Raw genomic sequence first — 8,873 nt, 5'->3', positions numbered from 1 at the left:
AAGCAAACCTAAACCAATTTGGCCTGAAGATTACTATGGTTTAAATATTGGGCGAAATTCTGGCTTTGAAATTGGTGGTGATAAATTTAAGCAAGCTGTTTATGAAGGTAAAATCAAGCTCAGTGAAACTAAAGGCAATTCAAAAAACCTGCTTAAGCTTATTAATAAACGTATTGATTGTTATATCAATGATGCATTATCTGTTGAGTGGGAGTTGGGCAATCTGAAAAAAGCAGGAAAATACTCAGGTAGTGGTGTTAAACGAGGAGCCACAGTAAGTGGAAACTTTGGCTATCTTGGTTTTACTAAAAATTCAGAAAAGTTTAAATTTCTAAACGATTTTAAAGGGAAATATCATACACAACTTGAAAAACTAAAAAAAGATGGAAAAATAGACGAAATAATTAAAACCTTTACTAAGTAACCTTTAATTCCTTCTCTCGTTTTTCATTTTATTTTCTAACCCCAGTCACTCGTTCAATAGAGACTGGGGTGGAGACAGTTAAATACACCTTCATTAATAAGCGGCGTTCCCACCTTCCATGGTGGTCAAACGCCGACAATCCCCCCCCTTGTGCTCTAGGGGTATAAAATGATTCGTGAGAGTATATTTTAGTGTTCTCTTGTCGTTCTAAAACGCACGTCAGGCCAACGCTCTTCCGTTAAAGATAAATTAACGCGTGTTGGCGCTAAATACGTTAAGAAACCACCGCCATCAATCGATAAGTTATCTGCTGCTTTCCGTTTAAACTCTTCCAGTTTTTTCGGATCATCACATTCTACCCAACGTGCTGTATTTACATTAACGGGCTCATAAATACATTCTACTTTGTATTCTTCCCGAAGACGATGGGCAACAACTTCAAACTGCAAAACACCTACCGCCCCAAGAATAAGATCATTATTATTCAGAGGCATAAAAAGTTGTGTAGCACCTTCCTCTGATAGCTGTTGTAAACCTTTTTGTAACTGTTTCAACTTAAGTGGATCTTTAAGTCGAACTCGTTTAAACAACTCAGGTGCAAAGTGTGGTATGCCAGTATATTTGCAATGATCACCTACAGTAAACGTATCACCAATCTGAATAGTCCCATGATTGTGCAATCCAATAATATCACCTGAAATTGCTTCTTCTACGTTCTCACGATCACCCGCCAAAAATGTCACCGCATCGGAGATTTTTATGTCTTTACCAATACGCACATGGCGCATCTTCATCCCTTTCGTGTATTTACCAGCGCAAACCCGCATAAAAGCAATTCTGTCGCGATGCTTAGGGTCCATATTGGCCTGGATTTTAAAAACAAAGCCAGAAAACGTATCAGAGTATGGATCAACTTCTTCCACATTTGTTGACCGTGGTTGTGGCGCAGGTGCCCACTCAACAAAGTCATCGAGCATTTCTCTTACACCAAAGTTCGCCAATGCCGTACCAAAAAACACTGGCGTCAGTTTTCCTGCTAAATATGCATCCAAGTCAAACTCATGGCTTGCACCCTTAACCAGCTCAATTTCATCAATCAGATCATCCAACAGGTCTCCTAGCACAACTTTTGCTTCATCACTTTCCAAACCTTTGATTTGGATATCATCTGGAATTCGATGCCCCTGTCCAGACGTATATACGTGGATTGTATCTGTATACAGGTTGTACACACCTTTGAAGTTTTTCCCCATGCCTATTGGCCAGGTTATCGGAGCACATTGAATCTTCAGTACGCTTTCAATTTCATCAAGCACCTCAATTTGCTCACGTACTTCACGATCCATTTTATTGATGAAGGTAAAAATAGGGGTATCACGTAACCGACAGACATCCATCAGCTTTATGGTTCTATCCTCAACCCCTTTGGCGCCATCAATAACCATCAACACGGAGTCTACTGCAGTCAACGTGCGATAGGTATCTTCCGAGAAGTCTTCGTGTCCAGGGGTATCTAGTAGGTTTACAACTCGATCATGGTATGGGAACTGCATAACCGATGTGGTAATAGAGATTCCCCGCTGCTGCTCCATACTCATCCAGTCAGAGGTTGCCATTCGGGAGCCTTTCTTACCTTTCACCGTCCCTGCCAGCTGGATTGCATTTCCAAACAGCAGTAGTTTTTCTGTAATGGTTGTTTTACCGGCATCAGGGTGAGAAATAATTGCAAAAGTTCTTCTGCGCTTTACTTCATCAACAAACTGTGTGTTCGACATAATTAAATCTTCACGTTGGACGCTGTTTGGTACTCAGCCGCTCTTAAGTCAAGATGCAAGAGCATCATAAAGCCGACCATTATAACGGTCTTTCATTCAAGTGCCTATGGGAAACAGTAACCATCCTATTTATTGTTCCTATTACATAATACCCTGAAGTACAGCTATACAAATGCCACAAAAATAAAATGGGCTATGAATACCCAATTTCAAACAAGAATCCTTTCTATCTGGCACCTAACATATAACTTACTCCCTTGATTAATATACTCTAAACTAAACCACTAATTCTTCATAATAATTGTCAAAAATCTCTGTAATAATTTAAACCATCTCAAACCTGCCCCATAAAATAACATGCCATAATAATCAGCAACTATTAACTAAAAACAAATAGTTAAATACAAAAACACGCCAACCCGATAAACTCAAAATTTTATTTACATAGTTAATAATCAGTATATTTCTTAGAGTAAAATTCTACATAATCAATCTAATATCTCGTGTTATTATTTAGCCAGTAGTTCAGCTGTTAAAAAGAAGACTACTTTTGTGGTTATTAACTACGTATACCTCGCGAATCAATTTTATATCGCTAGGACACAAAGGGTTTCTTGTCTGCGTTCTTGACCAACAACGGTGTTGGAATTGCAGTTAATGCGGGAGCATTTAACTTCCGCCACAGTCACCTATTAATAAAATATTTCGCTATAGGTATATATTTACAATGAAATTTACTGTTAAGGATAACAAATGAAAATTTTATCACTCTATATACCGCAAATTGTTTTACTTATTTTTTTAACAATTCCTCTCTCATGGGCTCAAACGAACACATTATCTTTATTAGATAAACCAGCCCCCCAGATGACTTCTTGTTGACTGATGTAAATGGTGATACTGCTAATGATTTAGTTACAATCAAAAAAAAGGTATATCAGTTACCTACTTAGGTACAGGCACAGGTTATTTTGCCAAAGAAGGCATCACTCATATTCCTAAAGTTACTGGGTTTAACGTAGCTAATAGCCACCAATCATTTGCAGATGTAACAAGCGATGGACTTGCAGATAAGGTACTTATTTTACTCTCACCAAGAGGCAGTAAGTTAATTCTTGTCTATACGGGTCAGGCTGATGGTAGCTTTTCATCAGAGCCACTACCTTCTGACCCATCTCCCGACCCACTTTGCCCTACGACGCTTAATAATGATGAACACTGGTTTACAACTGATGTATTTAAGGATGTAGAAAGGATCTCTGTGCAAATAATTTTTACTAACATATCAGGCAGTAATCTGGTTTTTTCGAATGACATAAAACCTAATATATGGTCAATCCCAGATAGAGAAAAACCGCCTTTTGACTTCCAGTATGGACCCATTGATATCGAAATAGAGCCAAATGCTACATTTGCTTTTGTAGCTAGGATTGATGTTTCAATGCTTAATGATGTAAATGATAAATTAGCTTTTCAGGTAATAACAAAAAATCACAAACAACTAACACCTGATTATATTTCAGTAAGCAGAATTAACTTTAGATGCAATTAATACCGTTCATTATCAAAACACCTTGGGCTTTATCAGCTCAAGGTATCTGAGTTACTTCAGTTAATAAATATCACCTTATTAAGCATATCGTTGTTTAAGCACACAATTAGACCTATAACCACACTTTTACGGCGACTATTACACTATTACAATTTGACACAAATCAAATTATAATAAAACATATGTCGTATAGTTATGCGGCGACCATAAATAATGGATTACAATTTGGGGGATATAATGATTAAATCAATCAGACTAACGCCTATTATTCTTGCTACTCTCTTAACACCTGCTTTAAGCCAAGCAGATAATTATCTACCTGCTTTTGCTGGTAAAAAAATGGAATATGTTGATTTATCCTATACAGGACAGCATTCTAGCGCTTCTATAGAGCGTGAAGCTGATGGTTGGTATCTATATAATGGTTTTCCAGGATTAGGAAAAGTCTGGCTTCGTCCTGAACAAGATGGCAAGCTTTATGTCTGGGATGAAGAAAACCAAAAAGCTAAACTTTATGTGGACTTTTCACAAGAAGTTGGTTCAACCAACAGTTATAGTGGATCACTCTGTGCTGCAGGAACCGTCATAAAGCAACACCATAAGAAAATGTCTACCGCAGCAGGCACATTTACTGATGTGACAGAAATTAGCTTTTTCTCTGGTCCACACCGTTGCTATGATGCGGGATTAGGCAGCATTTACTTTGCTAAAAATGCGGGCATCATTAAGTGGACTGATATAACTATCATGGGACCTCGTAGCTTTGAGTTAGTGAACACTCCCATGTAATCCTTAATTGAGTGAGAATGCAAAGTTAACTGGCAATACATTCGATAATGCTAGGCGCTTTTCTCCACTATCACTATAAGACGTTAATTGTGTGCCTTCTTCAACTGAAGGTACATGACTATTTAATAATTCATGTGCTACTAGAAAATCAGTCTGCAAACTCGTACTGCTGAATCTTGTATTCTTCATGCTCCACTGCGAATGTAAAATCCACTTCAAGCATTTCAATACTACGTTTTCGGATCCCAACTTCATGAGCAATTAGCAACGCTATTAATCGCTCACCATCTATAAGTGTGATTGGTGAAGCGCCAGGAAACAGTGCAGCTTCAGCACAGCTTTTTGCAAACCGACCAAGGGTGATTAGTGTGCCTCGTATTGCCTTATGGTAAGGCAATGCACCTCGTAGCTGATCTATAAATGGCCGAGTCAGTGTTGTATGTGCCATACGCTTCACTTGAACTACTTCTCGGACTGTTGTAATACCCACTTGTACATTAGCAACAACATCAACACCTAAATCACCAGAAGGTTTTGTTACTTCAACGTCCTGATAACCCATTACCTCCAGCAGCTCTGCAATTAACCGTTCAAATTGCAGAGGGGTCATCTGGCACAGTGCATGATGCAATGCTTCTTTTTGTTTTACATTATATGCATTTAAAGCGGCAAGCACTTCACGAGTCGGCTCATCCTGTTGTGCAGGCAGACTGTTAGATAACCAATCACGCCCCTGCTTTACAATATGATAATAATTACCTGCTCGGCCAATTAGTTTTCGTTCAACTAAATTTTGCAACCGACGCCGTAGTGCATCTTTTGCTGTACTTTGAGTGTTATTTTTCGACACTTGCTGTAAATAGATATGCCAGTCTGTCAGTAACTCACTGGTTTTAGCTTTTTCTTTAACAGATAATAACTCAAGAATATACAACAGCCCTTCAGCACTATCTAATTCCTGAAGAATATCTGGCTGCTCTGCTAAAAAAGCGTCCCCTTTGGCTGTTATTTGATATTTACCATCCAGATCAGGTTTGAGTAATCCATAATTATTGATAAATAGATAAGCACCATACATATGTCTTGGATTTAAGGGTGGATCGCCAAAATGCCAAACCCTCAGAGCTAGCCCTGCCGCATCACCTGTTAATAGATCGACAATCCAACTATCCGGATCCCCCCAATCAACAGTACGTTGTGGGCTTCCTGTTTGTTCTTTAATCGCGTTATTAAGCTGTACGACGCGTCTTTTTTCTACACCAATAATCGCTCCCATTAGCGAGCGCACATTGTGATAAAGCGGAAATAAAGGTGTGCGAACTTTATACGTCATTTACAGTCGTCACTATGGGTATATGCATGTTAAAAAAAACAAATGTTACAATAAAAACTGCAATGAAACATCTGCCCCCTCATAAGAAGAGGCAAGCACATATTTTTTCTTTAAGAACGGGTGACTAAGAGTAAAATAAAGATAGAAAAACAGGCAGAGCTAAAGAACGCAGACAACATAATAACCTGCTATTACTACTGGCTATAGCATCATTCACAAACATGGTTGCTTATGTTGCCTGCCTATTTAGGTTAGATCATAAATGTTTGTCTGTATATTTCTTCAACAGCAGCACCAATTTTGCTGATGAGTCTTCTTCAGCGCACTACTCTCGCTAGCCAAACAACATGCTTAATAATGCTTCAGAGCAACCCACAAACTAGCCATTCTTTGGTGCGACACTGTGTCGCATACACATTGTTGCTTCAGCCATGTAACATTAGCCTCGTTCACATGTTGTTAAACCCTCACAACTCTGTGCTAGGCGATTTATATAGGGTTGTGATCAGTGAGCGGTTTTGGCGATAATCGTTCACCCCTGGTTTACATGCTCATAAGGTTCTATTGGCAGGCAAATTAAATTAGCCTGCCTTTTTTTTTTGCCGCACAATAATCAAACAAACTCAACTTACAATACTGATGAGCCTATGTTTGATAAGCCTTTCTCATTTTCACCATCCAGACAAAACCTTCGTCGTCTCTGCTTTATCCGATTTCTGGCGCTGTGTGGTCAAAGTATTTCTTTAGCATATATGCTCTGGGCCAAAGTCATTCTCGATGGGGGGACGTTAGGCTCAACAATGCTGATTGTATCCATTGTCACATTGCTCACGTGGGTTCGTACTTACCAGCAACTACCTGTTACTGAGCGAGAATTTTTTGCTCAACTACTCTTTGACGTCATCAGCTTTTCTATTCTGCTGTACTTTAGCGGTGGAGCCAGTAACCCTTTTGTTTTTTATTATTTGATACCCATTATTATTTCATCAGCCATTTTACCTTGGCTCTATACATGGACAGTTACAATCATCAGCATTGCTGCTTATAGTGGGCTCTTATTCTTTTACCAACCATTGCCTATAGCTATTCCTGTTCCTTTTATGGAAAAAGGTCAGGTCAGTATGGTCAATCTTCACATTGCCGGTATGTGGATAAATTTTATGTTTAGTGCCTTACTTGTCACATACTTCATTGTAAAAATGTCAAAGACAGTAGTGCTCCAGCATGAAATGCTTAGCCAGAAGAGAGAAGAAGACCTACATAATGAACAGCTAATGACTGTAGCCACATTTGCAGCAGGAACAGCTCATGAGTTTGGTACACCACTATCGACAATATCTGTACTTCTTCATGAGTTACTGAATGAACATACACAAAACACAGAGCTTCATCATGACCTACTGTGCTTAGAGCAGCAAGTAGGCCATTGTCGAAGCCTACTTAAAAACCTTGTAAATGCTGCTGAAGCAAGCCAACAAAAAAACATCGTTAGCCTTTCGGATTTTTGTCAGCATCTCATTGATCAATACCAGCTGCTAAAACCCTCATTCCCAATTTCCGTACAATTCATTAATGCCATAGAAGAAAACCAAATAGAATGTGACCTAGCGCTATACCAAGCTTTTTTGAATTTGATAGATAATGCACAACAAGCAGGTGCATCTAAAGTCAACATTCAAATATGCAAAACTGAGCAAATGGTTAGCATCCAGCTTTTCGATAATGGACCAGGAATATCGCTAGAAATTGCTGAACAGCTGGGCAAGCCATTTATCTCGACAAAATCAACAGGGTTGGGTTTAGGCTTATCCCTGAGTAAAGCTACAATTAGCCGCTTAGGAGGGACTGTTCATTTATTTAATGTCCCAAGTGGTGGCACATTGACTGATATACGCCTACCACTAATTCCTGATAATTAGTCAATACCCTATAAAATAAAGAAGTGAACAATGAGCATACTCCCTTGCAAAAGAGGGAGATAAGCCAGAGTGATTTTGAGGTCAACATGTTAACAAATGAAACCCCACCTAAGATGTTATTAGTTGACGATGATTTTACATTTTTACAGGTACTTGCTCGTGCTATGCGTAAACGAGGGTTTGATGTTTTAACTGCTAACAATGTACCTAAAGCAGAATCATTACTGCTCAAACACAGGCCTGATTTTGCTGTCGTTGACTTAAAAATGGAGGGACCTTCAGGGCTTACCCTCATTGAATCTCTAAGAGTATGTAATCCAGAAATGAAGATCGTCATTTTGACTGGTTACGCAAGTATTGCAACAGCTGTTGAGGCCATAAAGCTTGGTGCTAGCAACTATCTTTGCAAGCCAGCAAATGCTGATGAAATCATATCGGCATTATTGTGCAAAGCAGCCAATCCAGAACAATCCGTACAAGAGCGCCCGATGTCTGTAGACCGACTTGAGTGGGAGCACATTCAACAGGTACTTACAACTAATCAAGGTAATATTTCGGCCACTGCTCGCCAGTTAGGTATGCACCGCCGAACTTTACAACGTAAACTCCAAAAACGTCCTGTTCCCGAGTAATTTTAGAGCGGTTTATTATAGCGTTATTGGTGATAATAACGCTTTTCATTAAATGTTATTACCCATTGCGGATAATACACGACCAATCCAGAAATTATCATGCCATTAATAAACGCTTCAGGTAACATAACTAATGGTGCAAAAGCTAAAAGCTCCCAACCAACACCAAAAGGTAACTGATTACCCGCCCAAATCATCAAAAGTAGTGCTAAAACTAACACAACAAACGTTGATAATAACGCAGGGATAAATGACACAATAAATATAAAAACAAAAACATTTCGAGGCTTACGTGCCTCTACCCATTGCAGTATTAGTTGTGTTATCAAAACGGGAATTCCCGCCATTAATAAGCTGTTTATACCAGTACTCGCTACATCAGTTATTCCAACAGTAATAAGTAAAAACTGTATAACTGCAGCTCCTATCAATGCTAATGGCCATCCAAC

The 8,873-nt window shown here is 39.0% G+C and carries 9 protein-coding genes; 5 read left to right on the top strand and 4 right to left on the bottom strand.

The features are described 5' to 3' along the window. Window positions 1-424, top strand: a 424-nt coding sequence (locus tag KCG35_RS22695) for a transporter substrate-binding domain-containing protein (RefSeq protein WP_507236967.1), incomplete at its 5' end; no start/stop codon positions are given. Window positions 425-612: 188 nt separating this feature from the next. Here KCG35_RS22695 and KCG35_RS22690 read toward each other — a convergent pair. Beyond that, entirely contained in the window at window positions 613-2,199 is a 1,587-nt protein-coding gene (locus tag KCG35_RS22690; RefSeq protein ID WP_215822144.1) for a peptide chain release factor 3, read from the bottom strand. 1,261 nt (window positions 2,200-3,460) lie between these two features. Here KCG35_RS22690 and KCG35_RS22685 point away from each other — a divergent pair. Then, on the top strand, window positions 3,461-3,751 hold the full coding sequence (locus tag KCG35_RS22685; RefSeq protein ID WP_215822143.1) for a hypothetical protein: 291 nt from the start codon (window positions 3,461-3,463) through the stop codon (window positions 3,749-3,751). A 237-nt stretch (window positions 3,752-3,988) separates the two neighbouring features. Further along, on the top strand, window positions 3,989-4,540 hold the full coding sequence (locus KCG35_RS22680) for a hypothetical protein (RefSeq protein ID WP_215822142.1): 552 nt from the start codon (window positions 3,989-3,991) through the stop codon (window positions 4,538-4,540). Window positions 4,541-4,543: 3 nt separating this feature from the next. On the opposite strand, the gene KCG35_RS22675 is transcribed toward KCG35_RS22680, so the two are convergent. Both KCG35_RS22675 and KCG35_RS22670 read right to left on the bottom strand, forming a co-directional pair. After that, window positions 4,544-4,699, bottom strand: a complete 156-nt coding sequence (locus KCG35_RS22675; protein ID WP_215822141.1) for a hypothetical protein — start codon at window positions 4,697-4,699, stop codon at window positions 4,544-4,546. Further along, window positions 4,689-5,873, bottom strand: a complete 1,185-nt coding sequence (locus tag KCG35_RS22670) for a restriction endonuclease (protein WP_215822140.1) — start codon at window positions 5,871-5,873, stop codon at window positions 4,689-4,691. The genes KCG35_RS22675 and KCG35_RS22670 overlap by 11 nt, the downstream gene beginning before the upstream one ends. 647 nt (window positions 5,874-6,520) lie before the next feature. Here KCG35_RS22670 and KCG35_RS22665 point away from each other — a divergent pair. Further along, window positions 6,521-7,792, top strand: coding sequence for an ATP-binding protein (locus tag KCG35_RS22665; RefSeq protein WP_215822139.1), 1,272 nt, complete (start codon window positions 6,521-6,523; stop codon window positions 7,790-7,792). 86 nt (window positions 7,793-7,878) lie between these two features. Continuing rightward, on the top strand, window positions 7,879-8,424 hold the full coding sequence (locus tag KCG35_RS22660) for a response regulator transcription factor (protein ID WP_215822138.1): 546 nt from the start codon (window positions 7,879-7,881) through the stop codon (window positions 8,422-8,424). Between the two features lie 23 nt (window positions 8,425-8,447). Here the strand turns inward: KCG35_RS22660 and KCG35_RS22655 are convergent. Beyond that, the coding region (locus KCG35_RS22655) for an energy-coupling factor ABC transporter permease (RefSeq protein ID WP_215822137.1) at window positions 8,448-8,873 on the bottom strand (426 nt) is incomplete at its 5' end.

The organism is Zooshikella harenae (genome assembly GCF_018837975.1).
Lineage (GTDB): Bacteria > Pseudomonadota > Gammaproteobacteria > Pseudomonadales > Zooshikellaceae > Zooshikella > Zooshikella harenae.
Note: the sequence above shows the minus strand (reverse complement) of the source record. Positions and strands in the feature narration are given on the sequence as shown.

Excerpts from the sequence above, each read along its gene's own strand:
- KCG35_RS22690 (WP_215822144.1), bottom strand. The coding sequence starts at position 2,199 with ATGTCGAACACACAGTTTGTTGATGAAGTAAAGCGCAGAAGAACTTTT.
- KCG35_RS22680 (WP_215822142.1), top strand. The coding sequence starts at position 3,989 with ATGATTAAATCAATCAGACTAACGCCTATTATTCTTGCTACTCTCTTA.
- KCG35_RS22670 (WP_215822140.1), bottom strand. The coding sequence starts at position 5,873 with ATGACGTATAAAGTTCGCACACCTTTATTTCCGCTTTATCACAATGTG.
- KCG35_RS22665 (WP_215822139.1), top strand. The coding sequence starts at position 6,521 with ATGTTTGATAAGCCTTTCTCATTTTCACCATCCAGACAAAACCTTCGT.
- KCG35_RS22660 (WP_215822138.1), top strand. The coding sequence starts at position 7,879 with ATGTTAACAAATGAAACCCCACCTAAGATGTTATTAGTTGACGATGAT.